General features: G+C 65.4%; 17 protein-coding genes and 8 tRNA genes. 13 read left to right on the forward strand and 12 right to left on the reverse strand.

Annotated features, from left to right (window positions below):
* Positions 1-33: 33 nt before the first annotated feature.
* From nirB to acnB, 7 genes are all read right to left on the reverse strand, one after another.
* A complete protein-coding gene (gene nirB, locus LT948_RS11215; protein ID WP_003098052.1) occupies positions 34-2,484 on the reverse strand; it encodes a nitrite reductase large subunit NirB in 2,451 nt (816 codons plus the stop codon).
* A gap of 267 nt (positions 2,485-2,751) precedes the next feature.
* Entirely contained in the window at positions 2,752-4,347 is a 1,596-nt protein-coding gene (locus tag LT948_RS11220) for a bifunctional protein-serine/threonine kinase/phosphatase (RefSeq protein ID WP_096082785.1), read from the reverse strand.
* A 74-nt stretch (positions 4,348-4,421) separates the two neighbouring features.
* Complete coding sequence (locus LT948_RS11225) at positions 4,422-5,633, reverse strand: MFS transporter (RefSeq protein ID WP_003087861.1); 1,212 nt, start codon at positions 5,631-5,633, stop codon at positions 4,422-4,424.
* Positions 5,634-5,985: 352 nt separating this feature from the next.
* Positions 5,986-6,681 (reverse strand): polysaccharide lyase family 7 protein, encoded by a 696-nt coding sequence (locus tag LT948_RS11230; RefSeq protein ID WP_003098044.1) that lies wholly within the window; start codon positions 6,679-6,681, stop codon positions 5,986-5,988.
* 229 nt (positions 6,682-6,910) lie between these two features.
* Positions 6,911-7,489, reverse strand: coding sequence for an ANTAR domain-containing response regulator (locus LT948_RS11235; RefSeq protein ID WP_003087868.1), 579 nt, complete (start codon positions 7,487-7,489; stop codon positions 6,911-6,913).
* A gap of 16 nt (positions 7,490-7,505) precedes the next feature.
* Positions 7,506-8,714, reverse strand: a complete 1,209-nt coding sequence (locus LT948_RS11240; protein WP_015503106.1) for a CmpA/NrtA family ABC transporter substrate-binding protein — start codon at positions 8,712-8,714, stop codon at positions 7,506-7,508.
* 177 nt (positions 8,715-8,891) lie between these two features.
* Entirely contained in the window at positions 8,892-11,501 is a 2,610-nt protein-coding gene (gene acnB / locus LT948_RS11245; RefSeq protein ID WP_003087875.1) for a bifunctional aconitate hydratase 2/2-methylisocitrate dehydratase, read from the reverse strand.
* 381 nt (positions 11,502-11,882) lie between these two features.
* Between acnB and LT948_RS11250 the strand changes: the two genes are divergently transcribed.
* A complete protein-coding gene (locus LT948_RS11250) occupies positions 11,883-12,350 on the forward strand; it encodes a DUF1289 domain-containing protein (protein WP_003098041.1) in 468 nt (155 codons plus the stop codon).
* 55 nt (positions 12,351-12,405) lie between these two features.
* Here the strand turns inward: LT948_RS11250 and LT948_RS11255 are convergent, their stop codons facing one another.
* Positions 12,406-13,269: a universal stress protein gene (locus LT948_RS11255; RefSeq protein ID WP_003087881.1), complete on the reverse strand. Its 864-nt coding sequence runs from the start codon at positions 13,267-13,269 to the stop codon at positions 12,406-12,408.
* 170 nt (positions 13,270-13,439) lie between these two features.
* On the opposite strand from LT948_RS11255, the gene LT948_RS11260 reads away from it, so the two are divergent.
* Complete coding sequence (locus tag LT948_RS11260; RefSeq protein ID WP_073657176.1) at positions 13,440-14,063, forward strand: tRNA isopentenyl-2-thiomethyl-A-37 hydroxylase MiaE; 624 nt, start codon at positions 13,440-13,442, stop codon at positions 14,061-14,063.
* Positions 14,064-14,112: 49 nt separating this feature from the next.
* Here the strand turns inward: LT948_RS11260 and LT948_RS11265 are convergent, their stop codons facing one another.
* The 3 genes from LT948_RS11265 to LT948_RS11275 all read right to left on the reverse strand — a co-directional run bounded on the left by LT948_RS11265 (position 14,113) and on the right by LT948_RS11275 (position 16,799).
* Positions 14,113-15,444, reverse strand: a complete 1,332-nt coding sequence (locus LT948_RS11265) for an SPFH domain-containing protein (RefSeq protein WP_003087885.1) — start codon at positions 15,442-15,444, stop codon at positions 14,113-14,115.
* A gap of 130 nt (positions 15,445-15,574) precedes the next feature.
* Positions 15,575-16,297, reverse strand: coding sequence for a UDP-2,3-diacylglucosamine diphosphatase (lpxH, locus tag LT948_RS11270; protein WP_003087888.1), 723 nt, complete (start codon positions 16,295-16,297; stop codon positions 15,575-15,577).
* Positions 16,298-16,301: 4 nt separating this feature from the next.
* On the reverse strand, positions 16,302-16,799 hold the full coding sequence (locus LT948_RS11275; protein ID WP_003087890.1) for a peptidylprolyl isomerase: 498 nt from the start codon (positions 16,797-16,799) through the stop codon (positions 16,302-16,304).
* 122 nt (positions 16,800-16,921) lie between these two features.
* On the opposite strand from LT948_RS11275, the gene LT948_RS11280 reads away from it, so the two are divergent.
* Positions 16,922-18,592, forward strand: a complete 1,671-nt coding sequence (locus LT948_RS11280) for a glutamine--tRNA ligase/YqeY domain fusion protein (protein ID WP_003139945.1) — start codon at positions 16,922-16,924, stop codon at positions 18,590-18,592.
* A gap of 9 nt (positions 18,593-18,601) precedes the next feature.
* Positions 18,602-19,984, forward strand: coding sequence for a cysteine--tRNA ligase (cysS, locus tag LT948_RS11285; protein ID WP_003113587.1), 1,383 nt, complete (start codon positions 18,602-18,604; stop codon positions 19,982-19,984).
* Positions 19,985-20,041: 57 nt separating this feature from the next.
* Here the strand turns inward: cysS and folD are convergent, their stop codons facing one another.
* Positions 20,042-20,896: a bifunctional methylenetetrahydrofolate dehydrogenase/methenyltetrahydrofolate cyclohydrolase FolD gene (gene folD / locus LT948_RS11290; protein WP_003087898.1), complete on the reverse strand. Its 855-nt coding sequence runs from the start codon at positions 20,894-20,896 to the stop codon at positions 20,042-20,044.
* 278 nt (positions 20,897-21,174) lie between these two features.
* On the opposite strand from folD, the gene LT948_RS11295 reads away from it, so the two are divergent.
* From LT948_RS11295 to LT948_RS11335, 9 genes are all read left to right on the forward strand, one after another.
* A tRNA-Arg gene (locus LT948_RS11295) sits at positions 21,175-21,251 on the forward strand.
* Between the two features lie 51 nt (positions 21,252-21,302).
* A tRNA-His gene (locus tag LT948_RS11300) sits at positions 21,303-21,378 on the forward strand.
* 54 nt (positions 21,379-21,432) lie between these two features.
* Positions 21,433-21,517, forward strand: a tRNA-Leu gene (locus tag LT948_RS11305).
* 66 nt (positions 21,518-21,583) lie between these two features.
* Positions 21,584-21,659 (forward strand) — tRNA-His (locus LT948_RS11310).
* Between the two features lie 54 nt (positions 21,660-21,713).
* Positions 21,714-21,798 (forward strand) — tRNA-Leu (locus LT948_RS11315).
* Positions 21,799-21,864: 66 nt separating this feature from the next.
* A tRNA-His gene (locus LT948_RS11320) sits at positions 21,865-21,940 on the forward strand.
* A gap of 54 nt (positions 21,941-21,994) precedes the next feature.
* Positions 21,995-22,079: transfer RNA gene (locus LT948_RS11325), tRNA-Leu, on the forward strand.
* Positions 22,080-22,145: 66 nt separating this feature from the next.
* A tRNA-His gene (locus tag LT948_RS11330) sits at positions 22,146-22,221 on the forward strand.
* A 188-nt stretch (positions 22,222-22,409) separates the two neighbouring features.
* Positions 22,410-22,631: a hypothetical protein gene (locus tag LT948_RS11335; RefSeq protein WP_003087901.1), complete on the forward strand. Its 222-nt coding sequence runs from the start codon at positions 22,410-22,412 to the stop codon at positions 22,629-22,631.
* Positions 22,632-22,741: the final 110 nt, after the last annotated feature.

Below are 22,741 nucleotides of genomic sequence, written 5' to 3' on the forward strand. Positions count from 1 at the left end.
GAGGGCCGCCGTGGGACGGCCCGGACAAGGGATTCAGACGTTTTCCAGTTGCTTGAGCGGAATCCGTTCGAACTCCTTCTTCAATTGCGGCTGTTCGATGCGCTGCTTCCATGGGTCCTGCTCGAAGGAGAGGGCGAATTGCAGGCGGTCGTTGAGCGCCTTGCGGTTTTCCGCGTCCTCGACCACCGCCTTGCGGATGTGCTCCATGCCGACCCGCTGCAGGTAATGCACCGTGCGCTCCAGGTAGAAGGCTTCCTCGCGGTAGAGCTGGAGGAAGGCGCCGTTGTATTCGCGCACTTCTTCGGCGGTCTTGAGCTTGACGAAGAACTCCGCGACCTCGGTCTTGATCCCGCCGTTGCCGCCGATGTACATCTCCCAACCGGAGTCCACGCCGATGATGCCGACGTCCTTGATCCCGGCCTCGGCGCAATTGCGCGGGCAGCCGGAGACCGCCAGCTTGACCTTGTGCGGCGACCACATGTTGAACAGGTCGTGTTCCAGATCGATGCCCAGCTGCGTCGAGTTTTGCGTGCCGAAGCGGCAGAACTCGCTGCCGACGCAGGTCTTCACGGTGCGGATGGATTTGCCGTAGGCATGTCCGGAGGGCATGTCGAGGTCTTTCCAGATGGCCGGCAGGTCGTCCTTCTTCACCCCCAGTAGGTCGATGCGCTGGCCGCCGGTGACCTTGACCATCGGCACCTGGTACTTGTCGGCGACGTCGGCGATGCGCCGCAACTCGGCGGCGTTGGTCACGCCGCCCCACATCCGCGGTACCACCGAGTAGGTGCCGTCCTTCTGGATGTTGGCGTGGGCGCGTTCGTTGATCAGGCGCGACTGCGGATCGTCCTTGGCTTCTCCCGGCCAGGTTGAGATCAGGTAGTAGTTCAGGGCCGGGCGGCAGGTGGCACAGCCGTTCGGGGTCTTCCAGTCCATGAAGCGCATGGCGGCGTCGAGACTGGTCAGCCGGTGTTCGCGAATGGCCTTGCGGATCTGCCCGTGGTTGAGGTCGCTGCAGCCGCAGATGGCCTTCTCGCTCTTCGGCTTGACGTCGGCGGCGCCGCCGACGGTGCTGATCAGGATCTGTTCCACCAATCCCGCGCAGGAGCCACAGGAGCTGGCGGCCTTGGTGTGTTTCTTGACTTCGTCGACGCTGAACAGGCCGTGTTCTTGTATGGCCTTGACGATGGTGCCCTTGCAGACGCCGTTGCAGCCGCATACTTCGGCCGTGTCGGGCATGCTCGCGGCGCTGTTCTGGCCCTGGTGGCCGACATCGCCGAGGGCGTTCTCGCCGAACATCAGGTGGTCGCGGATCTGCGCGACGTTGTGGTTCTCGCGGATCTGCCGGAAGTACCAGCCGCCGTCGGCGGTGTCGCCGTAGAGACAGGCGCCGACCAGTACATCGTCCTTGATCACCAGCTTCTTGTAGACGCCGCCGATGGGGTCGGAAAGGGTGATGGTCTCGCTGCCTTCGCCGCCGATGAAGTCGCCGGCGGAGAACAGGTCGATACCGGTCACCTTGAGCTTGGTCGAGGTCACCGAGCCCTGGTAGCGGGCGTAACCGAGATGAGCCAGGTGGTTGGCGCAGACCTTGGCCTGCTCGAACAGCGGCGCAACCAGGCCGTAGGCGATGCCACGGTGGTTGGCGCATTCGCCGACCGCATAGATGCGTGGGTCGTAGGTCTGCAGGGTGTCATTGACCAGGATGCCGCGGTTGCAGGGGATGCCCGCGCTTTCGGCCAGCTCGGTATTGGGGCGGATGCCGGCGGCCATTACCACCAGGTCGGCGGGAATCACGTCGCCGTCGTTGAACTGCACGGCACAGACCCGGCCGCTGCCGTTGTCCATCAGTTCCTGGGTCTGGGTGTTCAGGCGGAAGCGGATGCCGCGGGCTTCCAGCGCGCCTTGCAGGAGTTTGCCGGCGGTGCGGTCCAGTTGGCGTTCCAGCAGCCAGTCGGAGAGGTGCACGACGGTCACGTCCATGCCGCGTTGCTTGAGGCCGTTGGCCGCCTCCAGGCCGAGCAGGCCGCCGCCGATCACCACCGCGTGGCTGTGGGTCCGGGCGCAGTCGATCATGGCCTGGGTGTCGGCGATGTCGCGGTAGCCGATCACGCCCTGCAGCCGATTGCCGGGTATCGGCAGGATAAAGGGGACCGAGCCGGTGGCCAGCAGCAGGCGGTCGTACTCGGCCTCGCTGCCGTCCGCGGCGACCACCCTGCGGCGGACCCGGTCGATCTGCACCACCTTGCGGTCGAGGAGGAGCTTGATGCCGTTTTCCGCATACCAGTTGAGGTCGTTGAGGACGATTTCCTCGAAGGTCTGCTCGCCGGCCAGTACCGGGGACAGCAGGATGCGGTTGTAGTTGGGATGGGGCTCGGCGCCGAACACCGTGATGTCGTAGAAGTCCGAGTTGAGCTTGAGCAGTTCTTCCAGGGTACGGACCCCGGCCATGCCGTTGCCGACCATCACCAGCTTGATCTTCTTCATGCGGAGTAGCTCCTGCATAAGGTTGGCGCAAACAAAAAAGGCGTCCCGCTGTTGCCAGCAGGACGCCTTTGTCCAGGTCCCGTTCGGTCGGGAAACGCCGCCTCGTCGTTGAGGCAGGCGCTTTGTTGTCGATTGTCGGGAGAACCCAAGCAGGCGCCGTGCCAACTTGCGCTATTGCCTATCTCCATGGCCTTGCAGGGATAACGCGGGGCCTCACCGCGGTCTTTCTGCTCCGTGCCGGGGCGTATCGCACCGGGCTGGTGCCACTCAGCCCTTCAGCCAGACCAGGAGTAGCGCCAGGTTGGCGGCCAGGGACAGCAGGGCGATGGCGCGCCAGGTCTGCAGCGGTTCGCGCTCCAGCAATGGGCGGGGTGCCGCGGCCGGCAACGCTTCTCCCTGTTGCAGCGAGAGCAGCCATTCCTCGGCGGTCTCGAAGCGCTGTGCGGGGTCGCAGGCGACGGCGCGCAGCAGCAGGTCGTCGATCCAGGCCGGCAGGTCGGGGCGATAGCGGCTGGGCGGGACGGGGCGACCGAAGCGCGGGTGCTGGAAGGCTTCGATCTCGCCATAGGGATAGCGCCCGGTCAGCGCCTGGTAGAGGCAGACGCCGGTGGCGTAGAGATCCTGGCGCACCGAGGGCGAGGTGCCGGAGAAGCACTCCGGCGCCAGGTAGCTGGGCGTACCCGGTAGCAGATGGGGGTCTTCGCGCGACAATCCCGGACACCAGGCCAGGCCGAAATCCAGCAGGCGCAGCTCGCCGTCGCGGCCGAGGTGGAGATTTTCCGGCTTGAGGTCGCGGTGCAGCAGGTTGCGTCGATGCAACTGGCCAAGCCCGCGCAGCAGCTGGTTGGCCAGCCCCAGCCACTCCGGCAGCGACAGCGGGCCATGGTTGCGCAAGCGCTCGGCGAGAGTCTCTCCGGGGTGCTCGCGCATCAGGTAATACAGATGCTGGCGTTGCGCCAATCCGTGCAGCTCGGGGAAATGCCGGCCCTGGACGCGGCGCAGGAACCATTCCTCGAGCAGCAGGGCCTGGGTTGCCAGCGGATCGTCGGCACGTGCGGCGGGAAGGGTCTTCAGCAGCCAGGGTTGGCCCTGGCCATCCTCGACCCGGTAGAGCAGGGACTGGCGGGATTCGCCGAGCAACTGCCGGACCCGCCAGCCTTCGAAGAGCTGGTCGGGCTTCAGCGGTGGCGGCAGTGGCCAGTGGCCCAGTTGCGCGAGGGCGTCGCCGAGGCTGCCTGCGGGCACGGCTTCCACGCGCACCAGCAGGGCGCTGGCGTTGTCCTGGCTGCCTGCCAGGTGGGCGGCGCGAACCAGAGCCTCGGCGCTGCGCTGCGGCTCTTCGGCGTTGCGCAGGATGCTGCGGATGCCGCTGTCGCCCAGCGTCGCCCAGACGCCGTCGCTGACCAGTAGCCACTGGCTGCCGGGCTCCAGATCGCCTTCCAGATAGTCGACCACCAGATGCTGGTCCAGTCCCAGGGCGCGGGTCAGCACGTGTTGCATGTGCGGCTGTTCCCAGACGTGGTCGCTGGTCTGCCGGAGCAACTCGCCGTCGCGCCACAGGTAGGCCCGGCAATCGCCGACGTGGGCCAGGGTGTAGCGGGTGCCGCGCAGCACCAGGGCGGTGAGGGTGGTGAGCAGCGGCTGGCCGCCGCCGTTGGCCTGTAGCCAGCGGTTCTGCGCCAGCAGCAGGCGGTCCAGGGACTGCACGATGGCCCAGGTTTCCGGAGTCGCATAGTAATCCAGGGCCAGCGCTTGCAGGCTGCTGCGCGCCGCCAGGCCGCCATCGGCGCACTGGCTGACACCGTCGGCGATGGCCAGCAGGTGTCCCTTGCTGGCGGCCAGGGCCGGCGCCGGGGTGACCACCCGCAGCGCGTCCTGGTTTTCCGTGCGAGGCCCGCAGGCGCTGGCCTCGCCGATGCTCAGTCGCAGCCCCACGCTCAGACCCGCGCGGCGGTAACCGCGGCCGAGCCCCAGGTGGTGCGCCAGCGCCGCTTCACCCCGTGGAGGCCGAACCAGGCCAGCACGCCGAGACTGGCGAACAGCCACAGGCCGAGCTGGTAGTCGCCGGTGCTTTGCTTGATCGCGCCGAGGCCGGCAGTCAGGCAGAAGCCGCCGATGCCGCCGGCCATGCCGATCAGCCCGGTCATCACGCCGATTTCCTTGTGGAAGCGCTGCGGTACCAACTGGAACACCGCGCCATTGCCGGCACCGAGACTGAGCATGGCGACCACGAACAGGCCGAGGGCGGCCATCGCGCTGGGCAAGTGGAAACCGACCGCGGCGATGCAGATGGCGGCCAGGGTGTACACCATCAGCAGGCTGCGGATGCCGCCGATGCGATCGGCGAGGGCGCCACCGAGCGGGCGCATCAGGCTGCCGGCGAAGACGCAGGCGGCGGTGTAGTAGCCGGCGGTCACTGGGTTCAGGCCGTACTGGTCGTGGAAATAGCCGGGCAGGGTGCTGGCCAGGCCGAGGAAGCCGCCGAAGGTGACGCTGTAGAAGAACATGAACCACCAGCTGTCGCGGTCGCCGAGGGCTTTCAGGTAATCGCCCATGGCCTTGGGCGCCGGCCGCTGCGGGGCGTTGCGCGCGACCATGGCGAACACCAGGAGGGTCAGGACGAGCGGCAGCAGGGCGAAGCCGAACACGTTGTTCCAGCCGAACGCGGCGGCCAGGCCGGGGGCGAAGAGGGCGGCGAGCACGGTGCCGGAGTTGCCCGCGCCGGCGATGCCCATGGCCTTGCCCTGGTGTTGCGGCGGGTACCATTGCGATGCGAGCGGCAGGGCCACGGCGAAGGATGCCCCGGCGAAGCCGAGGAACAACCCCAGCAGCAGTGCCTGCGCATAGCTGTTCACGCCCAGCAGCCAGGCGGCCGCCAGGGCGGCGATGACGATGACCTGGGCGAGGATGCCGGCGCTCTTCGGCGACCAGCGATCGGCCAGCAGGCCGAGCAGGAAGCGCAGTACGGCGCCGGCGAGGATCGGCGTGGCGACCATCATCGCGCGCTGTTGGGTGCTCAGTTGCAGGTCGCCGGCAATCTGCACCCCCAGCGGGCCGAGCACGTACCAGACCATGAAGCTCAGGTCGAAATAGAGAAACGCCGCGAACAGGGTCGGCGCATGGCCGGCCTTCCAGAAGCTGTTGTTCATCGAACACCTCGTATCCAGCGGAATCGGGGCGGAACGGCCGCCCGGCGGAAGTTGCATCGCTACAAGGTGAGCGTCCGACAGCGGACCACCCACCCGCCCCGACGCTGGGGCGAAACGACGAAGACGCCACGGGCCTCTGCCGGGAAGGAGAGGCCGCGCGACGTCTTTGTCGGGGATGGGTAACCGCCGTTGGCTACCGTCAGGCAGGACGTAGCAAGCTCTTTGCCAAGTTGTCGAAAGCGCGGCGTAGAGCGGTTGCAGGGACAACCATGGCGTCGGCGTGCACGCCGCGGTGGCAGGCGTCGGGGGCTTGCACAGGGCTGGGGCGGCGCGTCCGTGCGCCGTCGGCGGTTCAGCGATGGGCGGTGTTCAGGTGGTAGATGGTCACGCGGCTGCCTTCGCCGCTGTCGCCGGCGTTGTCGTTCACGTAGGCGCCGGCCTTGAAATAGAGCAACTGGTCGTTCCAGGCGCTGCCGAGGGTCTGGTAGTAAGCGTCCTCTTCGCCGTCCTGGCTGCGTGCGCGCACCGCCAACTCGCCGCTGGAGGTGACGCGCAGGCTGTAGTTGAAACGCTCGCCCAGGCGTACCTGCTCGAGGATCGACACGTTGCGGCTATAGGAATCGTCCGGGTGGTTGCGTACCAGCGCCTCGACCCGGCCGAGGCCTTCCTCGGGCTTGTAGTAGTACTGCAGCTTCACCAGAGGTTCGCCGTCGTCGGTCTGTGGCGACTTGCTGTGGATCTGGCCGATGATCACCTTGTTCTTCGAGGGGACCTTCTCGACGCTCATGGTCACCCGCAATTCGTTGTCGGCCTGCCAGTAGTACCAGTTGTCGAGGCTGCCGTCGGCCTGGGTTTCGCGCAGTTCGGTGCGAGGATAGGTGCTGTCCTCGGTGTGCGAGCCGTCGATGGGCACCCAGAAGACCAGGCCGCCATCGTTGCCTTGCTGGAAGTACTGGCTCTGGTAGCCGTTGTTGAGTTGCTGGGTGGTGATCACCTGCGGGGTGGGTTCGGTGGGAATGGTAAGGTTCCAGGTGCTGAGATCGATCATGCTGAGCATCTCCTGACCGCTGAGTCGGCGGTGCGGTTCGGGCGGACGCCTGCGGCTCCTAGCCCTGGGCGTCCACTGCGGGCCTCCCTGGTCATGCTAGTCGAGGGTGGCGAGAGGGTAGCTCCCAGAACGGATAGGGCCGTTCCGGGCGCACGAGCATAGCCGCGCCGCTCTGCGCCGGGGGCCAGCAGGGTGGCTGGCGATATGATCGCCAGCTGCCCAGCCGGATTCAGCCGCCGAGCATGTCGTGCATGGCGATGATCTGCTCGGCGACCTGGATCAGCTTCTGCTGGCGGCTCATGGCCTGGCGTCGCATCAGCGTGTAGGCCTCCTCCTCGCCGCAATGCTTCATCTTCATCAGCAGGCCCTTGGCCAGCTCGATGCGCTTGCGCTCGGCCAGCTGCGCCTCGCGCGCCTGCAGTTGAGCGCGCAGCGCCTGGTCGCTCTCGAAGCGCGCCATGGCCACGTCGAGGATCGGTTGCAGGCGGCTGGCCTGGATGCCTTCGACGATGTAGGCGCTGACCCCGGACTGGATGGCGCGGCGCATCACTCCCGGATCGTGCTCGTCGGTGAACATCACGATCGGGCGCGGCTGGTCGCGGCTGACCAGGCAGACCTGCTCCATCACGTCGCGGCCGGGAGACTCCGTGTCGATCAGGATCACGTCGGGACGCAGCGCTTCGACGCGCGCCGGCAGGTCGATGGTCAGCCCCGACTCGTCCACCACTTCGAAACCGCTCTCGAGCAGGGCGGCCCTGAGGCGTCCGACTTTCTTCGGCGTGTCGTCGATCAGCAGGATACGCAGCATGGCGGGCGCACCAGGGTCAGAGGTCGATGCCCTGGCCGGTTTCGGCCAGGGCGTGGATCGGGAAGCTGCGGGCGTAGCCGGCGGGGTCGCTGCCGTCCCAGGTGCGCCCGTCGATCAGTGTCGAGCGGCGCATGTCGGCGCCGTCCAGGCACAGGCCAAGGGCCGTCGCGGCATCGCGGTACAGCGCGGTCTGCTGGACCCTGCGGGCGATGCCCAGGTAGTCCGGGTCTTCGCGCAGCAGGCCCCAGCGGCGGAACTGGGTCATGAACCACATGCCATCCGAGAGCCAGGGCCGGTTGACTTCGCCGTCGGCGTAGAAACGCAGCGGATGCGGGTCCTGCCAGGCGTTGCCGAGGCCGTCCTGGTAGCGGCCGAAGAAGCGCGGCTGGATCGCGCCGAGCGGAGCGTCGACATAGTCGCGGCCGCTGATCAGTTGCGCGGTGCCCAGGCGGTTCTCGGCGTTCTGTTCGATGAAGCGGCTGGCGTCGAGGACCGCCATGACCAGCGCGCGGGCGGTGTTCGGGTAGGCGTCGACGAAGGCGCGGGTAGTGCCGAGGACCTTTTCCGGGTGGTCCGGCCAGATCGCCTGGCTGGTGGCGATGGTGAAGCCCTGGCCCTGGTCCACGGCCAGGGCGCCCCAGGGGCCGCCGGCGCAGAACCCGTCGATGCGCCCGGCCTGCAGATGGCCGACCATCTGCGCCGGTGGAACCACCACGCTGTGCACGTCGTGCAGCGGATGCAGACCGATGCTCGCCAGCCAGTAGTTCAGCCAGAGCGCGTGGGTACCGGTGGGAAAGGTCTGCGCCAGGGTCAGGCGTGCACCATTCTGGCGCCGATGCCGGAGCAGTGCCTCCGCACTGGTCACGCCAGCCTGCTTCAGCGGTTCGGAAAGATTGATCGCCTGGCCGTTCTGGCACAGTCCCATGAGCACCGCCATCTCGCTTGCCGCGCTGCCGCCGAGGCCGAGCTGGACGCCGTAGACCAGCCCGTACAGGCACTGCGCGGCATCCAGCTCGCCGCTGAGCAGCTTGTCGCGCAAGGCGGCCCAGGACGGTTGGCGCCTGAGATTGAGCGTGAGGCCGTAGGGCTGGGCGAAGCCCTGGGTGGCGGCCACGATCAGCGAGGCCGAATCGGTCAGCGCCATGAAACCGATGTCCAGGGCGCTCTTTTCCGGTGCGTCGGAACCGCCGGCCCAGGCCTGGCTGCGTATCGCTCTGTCTGTCATCACCACCTCGAGTGCGGGAGGGCGGCGCGGGCCGTCCCGTTTTCCAGTGCGCCGTCGCCGTCGTCGGCGCGCTTTTCCATAGCTGCCACAGCAAGCGCTATGCCAGGCGGCGCGGGGGTTTTCGCCGGGCAAGAAAAAGCCCCGCACGGGGCGGGGCTTGTTCGACGCGTCGCTGGATCAGGCCTGGACGACCGGGATCTTGGCGTTCGCAGCCGCTTCGCGGAACTCGGCGATCTGGTCGAAGCTGAGGTAGCGGTAGACGTCGGCAGCCATGCTGTCGATGTCCTTTGCGTAGGCCATGTACTCCTCCACGGTCGGCAGTTTGCCGAGGATCGAGGAGACCGCCGCCAGCTCGGCCGATGCCAGGAACACATCGGTGGCATCGCCCAGACGGTTCGGGAAGTTACGGGTCGAAGTGGAGACCACGGTGGAACCGGTCTGGACGCGAGCCTGGTTGCCCATGCACAGCGAGCAGCCCGGCATTTCCATGCGCGCGCCAGCCTTGCCGTAGATGCCGTAGTAGCCTTCCTCGGTCAGCTGGTGGGCGTCCATCTTGGTCGGCGGAGCCAGCCACAGACGGGTCGGGATACCGCCCTTGACCTTGTCCAGCAGCTTGCCGGCGGCGCGGAAGTGACCGATGTTGGTCATGCAGGAGCCGATGAACACTTCATCGATCTTGCGGCCCTGTACGCTCGACAGCAGGCGCGCGTCGTCCGGATCGTTCGGCGCGCAGAGCACCGGCTCCTTGACGTCGGCCAGGTCGATCTCGATCACCGCGGCGTACTCGGCGTCCTTGTCGGCTTCCAGCAGCTCCGGCTTGGCCAGCCAGGCTTCCATCGCCTGGGCGCGACGCTCCAGGGTGCGCGGGTCGCCGTAGCCTTCGCCGATCATCCAGCGCAGCAGGGTGATGTTGGACTTCAGGTACTCGGCGATCGCCTGTTCCGGCAGCTTGATGGTGCAGCCGGCGGCGGAACGCTCGGCCGAGGCGTCGGACAGCTCGAAGGCCTGTTCCACGGTCAGGTCGTTGAGGCCTTCGATCTCGAGGATGCGGCCGGAGAAGATGTTCTTCTTGCCTTTCTTCTCGACGGTCAGCAGGCCCTGCTGGATCGCGTAGTAAGGGATCGCATGGACCAGGTCACGCAGGGTGATGCCCGGTTGCAGCTTGCCCTTGAAGCGCACCAGCACCGACTCCGGCATGTCCAGCGGCATCACGCCGGTGGCGGCGGCGAAGGCCACCAGGCCGGAGCCGGCCGGGAACGAGATGCCGATCGGGAAGCGGGTGTGCGAGTCGCCGCCGGTACCAACGGTATCGGGCAGCAGCATGCGGTTCAGCCAGCTGTGGATGATGCCGTCGCCCGGGCGCAGCGACACGCCGCCACGGGTCATGATGAAGTCGGGCAGGGTGTGGTGGGTCTTGACGTCGATCGGCTTCGGATAGGCCGCGGTGTGGCAGAAGGACTGCATCACCAGGTCGGCGGAGAAGCCGAGGCAGGCGAGGTCCTTCAGTTCGTCGCGGGTCATCGGGCCGGTGGTGTCCTGGGAACCGACGGTGGTCATCTTCGGTTCGCAGTAGGTGCCCGGGCGCACGCCCTGGCCTTCCGGCAGACCGCAGGCGCGGCCGACCATTTTCTGCGCCAGGGTGAAGCCCTTGCCGCTATCGGCCGGTGCTTCCGGCTTGCGGAACAGGTCGGAGGCGCCCAGGCCCAGCTCGGCGCGGGCCTTCTCGGTCAGGCCACGGCCGACGATCAGCGGGATACGGCCGCCGGCGCGGACTTCGTCGAGCAGGACCGGGGTCTTCAGCTCGAAGGTGGTGACCACTTCGCCGCTGTCGTGGCGAACGACCTTGCCTTCATAGGGGTATACGTCGATGACGTCGCCCATGGCCAGGTTGGTGCAGTCGAACTCGATCGGCAGGGCGCCGGCATCTTCCATGGTGTTGTAGAAGATCGGCGCGATCTTGGTGCCGAAGCAGAAGCCGCCGGCACGCTTGTTCGGCACGAACGGAATGTCGTCGCCGAAGAACCACAGCACCGAGTTGGTGGCGGATTTGCGCGAGGAGCCGGTGCCGACCACGTCGCCGACGTAGGCGACCGGGAAGCCCTTGGCCTTGACCGCTTCGATCTGCTTCAGCGGACCGACCGAACCCGGCTGGACCGGCTCGATGCCGTCGCGGGCCATCTTCAGCATGGCCAGGGCGTGCAGCGGGATGTCCGGGCGCGACCAGGCGTCGGGGGCCGGGGAGAGGTCGTCGGTGTTGGTTTCGCCGGGGACCTTGAATACGGTGAGCGTCAGCTTTTCCGGGACTTCCGGCTTGGCCTTGAACCACTCGCCATCGGCCCAGGATTGCAGCACGGACTTGGCCGCGGCATTGCCCTTCTTGGCGCGCTCGGCGACGTCGTGGAAGGCGTCGAACATCAGCAGGGTGTGCTTCAGCTGTTCGGCGGCGGTGTTGGCCAGTTCGGCGTCGTCCAGCAGTTCGACCAGGGTGGCGATGTTGTAGCCGCCCTGCATGGTGCCCAGCAGCTCGGCGGCACGTTGCTTGTCGATAAGGGGGGAGGTGGCTTCGCCCTTGACGATGGCGGAAAGGAATCCGGCCTTGACGTAGGCGGCTTCGTCGACGCCCGGCGGTACGCGGTTGGTGATCAGGTCAAGGAGGAATTCTTCTTCGCCAGCCGGCGGGTTCTTCAGCAGCTCGACCAGGCCTGCGGTCTGTTCGGCGTTCAGCGGTTGGGGCACGACACCCTGGGCGGCACGCTCTTCTACGTGTTTGCGGTAGGCTTCAAGCACAGTATTTCCCTCATCAGTGGTCCCGGGGGACACGTATCCAGGAACCGACGCAGATCCGCTCGTCAGGCCCAGGTGGACGGTAATCCACCAACCTACGAGGGCATCGGCAGGTTCCAGACAGAAGCTGTTTTCAAAGTTTTACGCCGGCGGGCTGGGGTGGGGCTGGCGAGACGCTTGAGGGAGGCGCCGTCGCCAGCGTACCTGCCGGAAACTGTGCTCGTGACGCTTTGAAAACAGCTTCTAACGGACATTGGCGCCTAAAAAGGCGGACCAATATTACTGGAAACTCGACGCAAAGTTAAGTCGGAAACCCTAGGAACCACAGGGTGAACTTGATTAGACAAAGGGCTAAGATGCCGCTTTGTTTTCGTTGTCCCGGCCATGTCTTCGCAAAGAATCAAAACCCCCTGCGTAGGGCTTTGCTCCACGGTATACGGCGACCTGGTATGCCGTGGCTGCAAGCGTTTCCACCATGAGGTGGTCAACTGGAACCTCTACGACGCCGAGGAAAAGCGGGCTGTCTGGAGTCGCCTTGAGCAGTTGCTGGCCCAGGTGATGGCCGCCAAGCTGGAAGTCTTCGACGCCGCGCGCCTGCGCCTGCAACTGGAGCAGCGGCAGATCCGTTTCGTCCCCGAGCAGTCCCCCTATTGCTGGGCCTACCAGTTGATCGCCCGCGGTTCCCGGCTGATCAACCAGATCGAAGCCTACGGCGTGGCACTGCTGCCGGAATTCCGCGACTGGAGCCTGCCGGACCTGCGCGATGCCATCGACCGGGAATTCTTCCTGCTGTCGGAAGCGCATTACCAGCGCTACATCGCGCCCTCGTTCCTGCAGGCGATCGACAGATAGGCGGTGTCTCCAGCGAAAAAGCCGCCCTTGGGCGGCTTTTTCGTCCGACCAGCGGTCACTCCTTGCTGGCCAGCTCCTCCAGGTGGGCGATGATGTCGTCCGGCTTCAACACCAGCACGTCGCTTTCCAGGGTATCCAGCACCACTTCCGCGGTATTGCCGATCAGCGCGCCGGACAACCCGGTGCGCGCCACGGTGCCGATCACGGTGACCACCGCGTCGAGCTTCTGCGCGGTGCGCGGGATCAGCACGTCGGCCGGACCTTCCTCGATGTGCAATTGTTCGTCGCTGAAACCGTACTCGGCCTGGAAGGTGCGGCAGGCCTCGCGATAGCGGGCCTCGATGGTTTCGCTGAGCTGGAAGGTCGGGTCGGCAGAGGAGAGCATCGGCGAGGGGTGGGCGCTGATCACATGCAGCGTGGCCTTGGCCAGGCCGGCGATGTCGTAGGCATGGCTGATGATCCCGGCGTGCAGGGAGCGGTGCTCGCCGTCGTTGTTGCCGACGTCGACCGCGGCGAGGATCTTTCCGCCCGTCCAGGGCCGGGCGGTCTTGGTCATCAGTACCGGACAGGGCGCGAAGCGCAGCAGTTTCCAGTCGTCCGGGGTGAGGATGGCCTTTTTCAGCGGGTTGTCGGGAAAGTGCTGCTTGATGATCAGCCCGCAGCCTTCGGCCTGTTGCTCGGCGATGATGGTCTGGTGCAGGGAGTCCTTCCAGGCCTGGTTGGTCGAGACGCTGTAGCCTTCCTCGCGCAGTTCCTGGGCCAGGTCATTGAGGGCGGCGCTGTGGTCGCGGCGCTTCTCGCAGACCAGCAGGTGCAGGTGCGACTGGGTCACGCCGGCGATCAGTTGTGCCCGTTTCAGGGCGAGACCTTCCAGCTGGTCCGGTTCAATCACCACGAGGATGCTGCGAATGGCTTGCATGATCGTCTCCCTGAGTGCTTGTGGTTATCGCTGAAACAACTCTAGACGCAATCCAGCCGCTGTTCTTGATGCATATCAAACGGGTCGGCCTGCCCGACCACCGCAGCTTCCGTATAATGCTCCGCCTTTCCTGCCCCGACCAGCGTCGTGGCAGACCCTTTCCAGAATGAGTGACCTGCGCCATGTTGCCCGAGATCGACCAATTCCTCGCCTGTTCCACTCCCGCCGCCTGGGTCGAGGCGGCCCTGGAGCGCCAGGACGTCATGCTGCTGGACCACAAGGCCTGCGAGATGAAGGCCGCGGCGACGGCGATGCAACTGATCGGCAAGTACTCCGGCCGCCTGGACCTGGTGAACAAGATGAGCCGCCTGGCGCGCGAGGAGCTGCGCCACTTCGAGCAGGTGCTGGCGATCCTGAAGAAACGCGGCATCCCGGTGGTCAATGTCAGCGCCTCCCGCTACGCCTCGGCGCTGCGCGACCTGGTGCGCAAGCAGGAGCCGCAGCGGCTGACCGATACGCTGGTGGTCGGCGCCTTCATCGAGGCGCGTTCCTGCGAGCGCTTCGCCGCCCTGGTGCCGCACCTGGACGCGGAGCTGGCGAAATTCTACGGCGGTTTGCTGAAGTCCGAGTCGCGGCATTTCCAGGACTACCTGAAGCTGGCCTACCAGTACGGCGACGAGGCCGACGTGGAGCGGACGATCGAGGTGGTGCGGGCCAAGGAGGCCGAGCTGATCAGCAGTCCGGACAACGAATTCCGCTTCCACAGCGGCCTCCCGGTGGACCTGGTGGCCTGAGCCGGAAACAAGAAAGCGCCCCGCGGGGCGCTTTTTTTTGCTGCCTGGATCAGTCCTTGACCTTGAGGTCGAGAGCCAGGTCGCGGGCGGCCTTGGTCGCCAGAACGCCCATCAGCTGGCCGATCTCGTCCTGGCGGCTCGCCGCGCCGTTGGCGCCGGCGCCCATCATTACGCTGGGGACGGGGGCCTGGGCGGCGGCTTCGGCCCAGACCTTGTTGATCGCGATCAGCGCGTCGAGCTTCGGCTGCAACGCGCCGTCCGCCTTGATCACCGCTTCGCGGGCGTAAGCCTCGGCGTCGGCGGTGATCTTGGTGGCCTGGGCGGTCACCGTGGCCTTGTCGCGCAGCAGTTCGGCGGTCTGCTTCTCGATCTCGGCGCGCTGCTTCTCGCGCTCGGCGTTGATCACCGCCAATTGCTTGTCGGTTTCCGCCTGGGTGGTGCGTTCGATCTGGTCGCGCAGGGTTTCCTGGCGCTTGGCCTCGACTTCCTTCTCGCCGCGGGCGGTGACCAGCAGCTTTTCCTCTTCTTCCTTCAGGCGGTTCTGCCGCGCCACCGCCAGCTCGGCGAGGGCCTGCTGGACCTTGACCATGCGCTGCTTGTACTGCGGGTTGGGATCGACGTTGGTGATCCGCGCTTCTACCACCTCGACGCCGAACTTGCGGAACTGCTGTTGCTTGCGTACCGGGATGCCCTTGGCATCGGTGACCTTCTCGGTGACGAACTGGCTGGCGTTGTTGTCGCCGAACGCTCCCTGCTCGGTGCCGGCCTGGAGGATAGCGGTCTGGTGCGGAATGGCGCCGCGCGGCCCGCGGACTTCCTTGCGCTTGATCAGGTACAGGCCGTCGTTGAGCTGGTTCTCGAACTCGGCGGCGAATTCGCTGCGGGCTCCGGCGTAGTAGTCGTCGGCACTCATCAGCGAAGCGGTGGCCTGGAGGGTTTCCTTGATCGCCGGCACCAGTGCGGTGCGGATGAAATTGTCCGGGTTGCGGTATTCCTGGGCCATCTTCAGGAACGGCTCGCCGCCGGGCAGGCGAAAGCGCGCGGAAGATTCGACCTTGGCGTCGACGTTGCCGAGGAACACGATCGGGAAAGCCTCGATGGTGGCGCCGAGGCCGTCGTTGTCCGGATTGGTGTCGTTATCGTCCATGACCAGCACGGACTGCACGCTGATGGCCTTCTTCCAGGTGGTGGCGCGACCGAACCACTTGGTCGCGTAGCCGACGTCATCGACGATCTTCTCGTCGCCGAAGATGGTCCTTACGTGGGTCATGAAGCCGGCTTCGTTATAGAAGAATACGCCGTTGAACAGGCCGAAGCCGAGGGCGAGCACGCCGAGGGGGGCGGCGACGAACTTGATCAGGTTTCCCTTCGAGATGATCACGATCATTCCTTGATGCGGGGTGGGGAGCGCGATCCTGCTGAAAGGTGGCCCGCAACGTCAAGATGGACGGCGGAAAAAATGCGAATCGCATAATGTTTCTGAAAGGCCCGCATGGCGGGCCTGGGGTGGGTCAGAGCGGGAAGGGCGCCTGGCGATGGCCGTTGGCGTCGATCTCCAGGGCCCAGCCCTGGCGGTCCCAGTCGCCGAGCACGATGCGCCGGGCGGGCTGGCCGTCGATGTCCAGCGGGTGTTCGGCCGGCCGATGAGTGTGGCCGTGGATCAGGGTACGCACGCCATGCCTGCGCATGACCCGGGGCACTTCTTCGGGTGTGACATCGATGATGTCGACGGCTTTCATGCGGGTCTGCGCGCGGCTTTCCTTGCGCAGCTTGCGTGCCAGCTTGTGCCGGGTGGCCAGCGGCAGGTGGCGCAGTACCCAGAGCGTGAGCGGGTTGCGCAGCCAGCGGCGCAGGCGCATGTAGGCCTCGTCGCGGGTGCACAGGCTGTCCCCGTGCATCAGCAATACCGGCTCGCCGTACAGGTCGATCACGCTCGGGTCGGGCAGCAGCGTGCATCCGGCCTCGCGGCAGAACGCCTTGCCGATGAGGAAGTCGCGATTGCCGTGCATCAGGTAGATGCGCGTACCGCCGTCGGCCACCTGGCGCAGGGACTGGGCGATGGAACGCTGGAAGGCGTCCATGCCGTCGTCGCCGATCCAGGCTTCGAAGAAGTCGCCGAGGATGTACAGGGCCTCGGCCCGGCGGGCGCGCTCATCGAGGAAAGACAGAAACGCCCGGGTGATGTCCGGGCGTTCCGCTTCGAGATGCAGGTCCGAGATGAACAGGACGCTCATCGCTTCATTCTTCGACGATTTCGGCCTTCTCGATGATCACGTCCTCGGCCGGCACGTCCTGGTGGCCGCTGCGCATGGTGGTGGCCACGCCCTTGATCTTGTTGACCACGTCCATGCCCTCGACCACTTCGCCGAAGACGGCATAGCCCCAGCCCTGGGTGGTGGGGGCGGTGTGGTTGAGGAAATCGTTGTCGGCGACGTTGATGAAGAACTGCGCGCTGGCCGAATGCGGGTCCATGGTACGGGCCATGGCGATGCTGCCGACCTTGTTGGTCAGGCCGTTGTTGGCTTCGTTCTTGATCGGCGCGCGGGTGGGCTTCTGCTTCATGCCCGGCTCGAAACCGCCGCCCTGGATCATGAAGTTGTTGATCACGCGGTGGAAGACGGTGTTGTCGTAGTGGCCACTTTTCACGTACTCCTTGAAGTTCGCCGCGGTTTCCGGGGCTTTCTCTTCATCGAGCTTCAGGGTGATGACGCCATGGTTGGTATGCAGCTTGATCATGTGGGTAATCCGCTTTGTCGTGAAAATCGAGGGCCTGTCAGGGGGTTGACAGCTTCGGCTATGATAAGCGCTTTGATTTGCCCGGCCTACCCTGGTCGGGCGAGAGCATGACCAAGGATCCCATGAGCAAGCCAGAGACCACCGCCGCCCCGAACTTCCTGCGCCAGATCGTTCAAGCCGACCTGGATGCCGGCAAGCACGCGAAGATCGTCACCCGTTTCCCCCCGGAGCCCAACGGTTACCTGCACATCGGCCACGCCAAGTCGATCTGCCTGAACTTCGGCCTGGCCCAGGAATTCGCTGGCGATTGCCATCTGCGCTTCGATGACACCAACCCGGCCAAGGAAGACCAGGAGTACATCGATGCCATCGAGGCCGACATCAAGTGGCTGGGCTTCCAGTGGTCCGGCGAGGTCTGCTATGCCTCCAACTATTTCGACCAGCTGCATGCCTGGGCCATCGAGCTGATCAAGGCCGGCAAGGCGTTCGTCTGCGACCTCGGTCCCGAGGAAATGCGCGAATACCGCGGTACCCTCACCGAGCCGGGCCGCAACAGCCCTTACCGTGACCGTTCGGTGGAGGAGAACCTCGACCTGTTCGCCCGCATGAAGGCCGGTGAGTTCCCCGACGGCGCCCGTTCGCTGCGGGCGAAGATCGACATGGGTTCGCCGAACATGAACCTGCGCGACCCGATCCTGTACCGCATCCGCCATGCGCATCACCACCAGACCGGCGACAAGTGGTGCATCTACCCGAGCTACGACTTCACCCACGGTCAGTCGGACGCCATCGAGGGCATCACCCATTCGATCTGCACCCTGGAATTCGAAGACCATCGTCCGCTCTACGAGTGGTTCCTGGCCAACCTGCCGGTGCCTGCGCAACCGCGCCAGTACGAATTCTCCCGGCTCAACCTGAACTACACCGTGACCAGCAAGCGCAAGCTCAAGCAACTGGTCGACGAAGGCCATGTCAGCGGCTGGGACGATCCGCGGATGTCGACCCTGTCCGGCTATCGCCGCCGCGGCTATACCCCGGAGTCGATCCGCAACTTCTGCGAGATGATCGGGGTGAACCGCGCCAGCGGCGTGGTCGACATCGGCATGCTCGAGTTCAGCATCCGCGACCACCTGGACGCCACCGCGCCGCGTGCCATGTGCGTGCTGAAACCGCTCAAGGTGGTGATCACCAACTACCCCGAAGGGCAGGTGGAGAACCTCGAGTTGCCGCGTCATCCGAAGGAAGACATGGGAGTGCGCGTACTGCCGTTCGGTCGCGAGCTGTTCATCGATGCCGGTGACTTCGAGGAAGTCCCGCCGGCCGGCTACAAGCGCCTGATCCCCGGTGGCGAGGTGCGTCTGCGCGGCAGCTACGTGATCCGTGCCGACGAAGCGATCAAGGATGCCGACGGCAATATCGTCGAACTGCGCTGCAGCTACGATCCGGACACCCTGGGCAAGAACCCGGAAGGCCGCAAGGTCAAGGGCGTGATCCACTGGGTGCCGGCCGAGGGCAGCGTCGAGTGCGAAGTGCGCCTGTACGATCGGCTGTTCCGCTCGGCCAATCCGGAGAAGGCGGAAGAGGGCGGCAGCTTCCTCGACAACATCAACGCCGACTCCCTGCAGGTACTGACCGGCTGTCGCGCCGAGCCGTCGCTGGGCCAGGCGAACCCGGAGGATCGCTTCCAGTTCGAGCGCGAAGGCTATTTCGTCGCCGACCTGAAGGACTCCAGGCCGGGCAAGCCGGTGTTCAACCGTACCGTCACCCTGCGTGACTCCTGGGGACAGGGCTGAGGAAAAACCGTGCTGCAGATCTACAACACGCTGAGCAAGACCAAAGAAGTCTTCACGCCGCTGGTCGGCAACCAGGTGCGCATGTACGTGTGCGGCATGACCGTGTACGACTACTGCCATCTGGGCCACGGCCGCAGCATGGTGGCGTTCGACGTGATCACCCGCTGGTTGCGCCACCGTGGCTACGACCTGACGTACGTGCGCAACATCACCGATATCGATGACAAGATCATCAATCGCGCCAACGAGAACGGCGAACCGTTCGATGTGCTGACCGAGCGCATGATCGCGGCGATGCACGAGGACGAGGCCCGGCTGAACATCCTCAAGCCGGACCAGGAGCCGCGCGCCACCGATCACATCGCCGGCATGCACGCGATGATCCAGACCCTGATCGACAAGGGCTATGCCTACGCGCCGGGCAACGGTGACGTGTACTACCGGGTCGGCAAGTTCGCTGGCTACGGCAAGTTGTCGCGGCGGCGGGTCGAGGACCTGCGCATCGGTGCGCGGATCGAGCCGGGCGAAGCGAAGGAGGATCCGCTCGATTTCGTGCTCTGGAAGGGCGCCAAGCCGGGCGAGCCGAGCTGGTCGTCGCCCTGGGGCGAGGGGCGCCCGGGCTGGCACATCGAGTGCTCGGTGATGTCCACCTGCTGCCTGGGCGATTCCTTCGACATCCATGGCGGTGGCAACGACCTGGAGTTCCCTCACCACGAGAACGAGATCGCCCAGAGCGAGGCCGCGACCGGCAAGCCCTACGCCAAGTCCTGGCTGCACTGCGGGATGATCACCATCAACGGCGAGAAGATGTCCAAGTCGCTGGGCAATTTCTTCACCATCCGCGAAGTGCTGGAGAAATATCACCCCGAAGTGGTGCGTTACCTGCTGATCGCCAGCCATTACCGCAGTCCGATCAACTACTCGGAGGAGAACCTGCGCGAGGCCAAGGCGGCCCTGGACCGTTTCTACAACGCGCTCAAGGGGCTGCCCGAGGCGGCGCCGGCGGAAGCGGCGGAGTATGTCGAGCGCTTCGCCGCGGCGATGGACGACGACTTCAATACCGCGGGTGCCTGCTCGGTGCTGTTCGAGCTGGCGCGGGAGGTCAATCGTCTGCGCGAAAGCGACCTGTCGGCGGCGGCCGCGCTGGCCGCGCGCCTGAAGCAGTTGGCTGGCCTGCTGGGGGTGCTGCAGCTGGAGCCGGAAGCCTTCCTGCAGGCGGGCGCCGAGGGCAAGGTCGATGCGGCCGAGGTCGAGGCGTTGATCCAGGCGCGCCTGGAGGCGCGGGCGGCGAAGAACTGGGCGGAGTCCGACCGGATTCGCGACCAGCTCACCGCCATGGGCGTGGTGCTGGAGGATGGCAAGGGCGGCACTACCTGGCGCCTGGCCGACTGAACCCGCAGCGATAAATGAAAAGCCCCGCGTTCGCGGGGCTTTTCATTACCGGCGACCTCAGTCGTGCAGGTGTTCGGCGGCGTGCAGGGTATTTTCCAGCAGGCAGGCGCGGGTCATCGGCCCGACGCCGCCCGGCACCGGGGTGATCCAGCTGGCGCGTTGCGCCGCCACCTCGTATTCCACGTCGCCGACCAGACGGCCGTCGGCCTGGCGGTTGATGCCGACGTCGATGACGATGGCGCCTTCCTTGATCCACTCGCCCTTGACCAGTCCCGGCTTGCCGGCAGCGACCACCACCAGGTCGGCGCGCGACACATGGTCGGCCAGGTCGCGGGTGAAGCGGTGGGTCACGGTGACGGTGCAGCCACCCAGCAGCAACTCCAGAGCCATGGGCCGGCCGACGATGTTCGAGGCGCCGACCACGACCGCGTCCATGCCGTACAGGTCGGCGCCGGTGCTGGCGAGCAGGGTCATGATGCCTTTCGGGGTGCAGGGGCGCAGCAGGGGCATGCGCTGGGCCAGGCGGCCGATGTTGTAGGGATGGAAACCGTCCACGTCCTTGTCCGGGTGGATACGCTCCAGCAGCAGGGAGGCGTCCAGGTGGGCGGGCAGGGGTAGCTGGACCAGGATGCCGTCGATGGCGGGGTCGTCGTTCAGGCGGTCGATCAGGGCCAGCAGGTCGTCCTGGCTGGTTTCGGCGGGAAGATCGTAGGCCTGGGAGAGAAAGCCGACTTCCTCGCAGTCCTTGCGCTTGTGCGCCACATAGACCTGAGAGGCCGGATCGGTGCCGACCAGGATCACCGCCAGGCCGGGAACGCGCAGGCCTTGCTGGCGGCGCTCGGTCACGCGTTGGGCTATCTGCTGGCGAAGGTTGGCGGCGATCGCTTTGCCGTCGATCAGTTGTGCGGTCATGTCGGAAGGGTAACCATCGAATCGGGTGGAAAAAGGACGCGCATTTTCGCATGGACGCCGCCCGGGGCAAAGGAGGCGACCCGCGGATTTGCCGTAACTCCTTTATATAGCTGAATTTTTTTAAAAAACCCGTTGACGGCCTTTCGCCCCCTGTATAACATGCGCCCCGCTTGCCGAGCACAGCCGGACGCAGGGTAAGAGGTAATGCAAGTCGGTTGCTGACTTTGTGATTGCCAGAGCTTAAAGTTTGCGCTCAGCATTGAATGCAGATGAATAAAGCGCCCGTAGCTCAGCTGGATAGAGCATCCGCCTTCTAAGCGGATGGTCGCAGGTTCGAGTCCTGCCGGGTGCGCCATTCGGCGAATCGGCAAGAAGCAGGCGATGTTTTACCGCAAGTCGTAATATGGTGGGCGTAGCTCAGTTGGTAGAGCACAGGATTGTGGCTCCTGGTGTCGTGGGTTCGATTCCCATCGTCCACCCCATATTCCGAAGCGCCAGGCCCGAGGCCTGGCGTTTTCATTTCCAAGCAGTGTCCCGCGGACGTGGTGGAATTGGTAGACACACTGGATTTAGGTTCCAGCGCCGCAAGGCGTGAGAGTTCGAGTCTCTCCGTCCGCACCACCTTCAGGCTCGGCTTGTCCGGCCGCTGCGGTTGAAGCCGGAGCGTCCGGCACGATTCACGATATGGTGGGCGTAGCTCAGTTGGTAGAGCACAGGATTGTGGCTCCTGGTGTCGTGGGTTCGATTCCCATCGTCCACCCCATATTTCGAAGCGCCAGGCCCGAGGCCTGGCGTTTTCATTTCCAAGCAGTGTCCCGCGGACGTGGTGGAATTGGTAGACACACTGGATTTAGGTTCCAGCGCCGCAAGGCGTGAGAGTTCGAGTCTCTCCGTCCGCACCACCTTCAGGCTCGGCTTGTCCGGCCGCTGCGGTTGAAGCCGGAGCGTCCGGCACGATTCACGATATGGTGGGCGTAGCTCAGTTGGTAGAGCACAGGATTGTGGCTCCTGGTGTCGTGGGTTCGATTCCCATCGTCCACCCCATATTTCGAAGCGCCAGGCCCGAGGCCTGGCGTTTTCATTTCCAAGCAGTGTCCCGCGGACGTGGTGGAATTGGTAGACACACTGGATTTAGGTTCCAGCGCCGCAAGGCGTGAGAGTTCGAGTCTCTCCGTCCGCACCACCTTCAGGCTCGGCTTGTCCGGCCGCTGCGGTTGAAGCCGGAGCGTCCGGCACGATTCACGATATGGTGGGCGTAGCTCAGTTGGTAGAGCACAGGATTGTGGCTCCTGGTGTCGTGGGTTCGATTCCCATCGTCCACCCCATATTTCGAAGCGCCAGGCCTTGTGCCTGGCGTTTTCGTTTGCGCTTCACGATCTCTTCTCCGCTTGTCTTTCCGGCACCCAGCCCGCCCTCATGGGGCGACGGCAGGTTGAACTTGTTCCAGCTCCGGCGCTCTTAAGCGAGCCCGTCGTTCCTGGCGGGTCCGTATATGCAGTCTGGGTGAAGCGACATGTCGATGAAATGGACCGAGCAGCGCTTGCGCAAGGCTCTCAAGCAGATGGCGAACAATCATGAATCGGCTGCGGTCGAGGTCATGCGCGCCGTCGAGCGGGCGAACGATCCGAAGCTGGCGCAGCGCCTGCTCGAGGTGATCGAGCAGATGCACCAGGATGCCGATGCGCTGCGCTCCATCGACGACGAAATCGCCAGCGGCGTGATCCGTTGCCAATGAGGCCGTAGACGCTCCGCAGTTCAGGACTTCCCGGCGGAAGTCGGCGCATCCGGCCGGTTCGCCAGTTTCGGGCGCAAGGTCGCGCCCTGGGCTGTGTTCCGGCGAACGGT

This window comes from Pseudomonas sp. CP-1, assembly GCF_021213715.1.
GTDB lineage: Bacteria > Pseudomonadota > Gammaproteobacteria > Pseudomonadales > Pseudomonadaceae > Pseudomonas > Pseudomonas aeruginosa.

Excerpts from the sequence above, each read along its gene's own strand:
- LT948_RS11235 (WP_003087868.1), bottom strand. The coding sequence starts at position 7,489 with ATGCTGCGTATCCTGCTGATCGACGACACGCCGAAGAAAGTCGGACGC.
- LT948_RS11250 (WP_003098041.1), top strand. The coding sequence starts at position 11,883 with ATGTCTTCGCAAAGAATCAAAACCCCCTGCGTAGGGCTTTGCTCCACG.
- LT948_RS11335 (WP_003087901.1), top strand. The coding sequence starts at position 22,410 with ATGTCGATGAAATGGACCGAGCAGCGCTTGCGCAAGGCTCTCAAGCAG.
- LT948_RS11275 (WP_003087890.1), bottom strand. The coding sequence starts at position 16,799 with ATGATCAAGCTGCATACCAACCATGGCGTCATCACCCTGAAGCTCGAT.
- LT948_RS11225 (WP_003087861.1), bottom strand. The coding sequence starts at position 5,633 with ATGAACAACAGCTTCTGGAAGGCCGGCCATGCGCCGACCCTGTTCGCG.
- folD (WP_003087898.1), bottom strand. The coding sequence starts at position 20,896 with ATGACCGCACAACTGATCGACGGCAAAGCGATCGCCGCCAACCTTCGC.
- LT948_RS11255 (WP_003087881.1), bottom strand. The coding sequence starts at position 13,269 with ATGCAAGCCATTCGCAGCATCCTCGTGGTGATTGAACCGGACCAGCTG.
- nirB (WP_003098052.1), bottom strand. The coding sequence starts at position 2,484 with ATGAAGAAGATCAAGCTGGTGATGGTCGGCAACGGCATGGCCGGGGTC.
- lpxH (WP_003087888.1), bottom strand. The coding sequence starts at position 16,297 with ATGAGCGTCCTGTTCATCTCGGACCTGCATCTCGAAGCGGAACGCCCG.
- LT948_RS11240 (WP_015503106.1), bottom strand. The coding sequence starts at position 8,714 with ATGACAGACAGAGCGATACGCAGCCAGGCCTGGGCCGGCGGTTCCGAC.
- LT948_RS11280 (WP_003139945.1), top strand. The coding sequence starts at position 16,922 with ATGAGCAAGCCAGAGACCACCGCCGCCCCGAACTTCCTGCGCCAGATC.
- LT948_RS11230 (WP_003098044.1), bottom strand. The coding sequence starts at position 6,681 with ATGATCGATCTCAGCACCTGGAACCTTACCATTCCCACCGAACCCACC.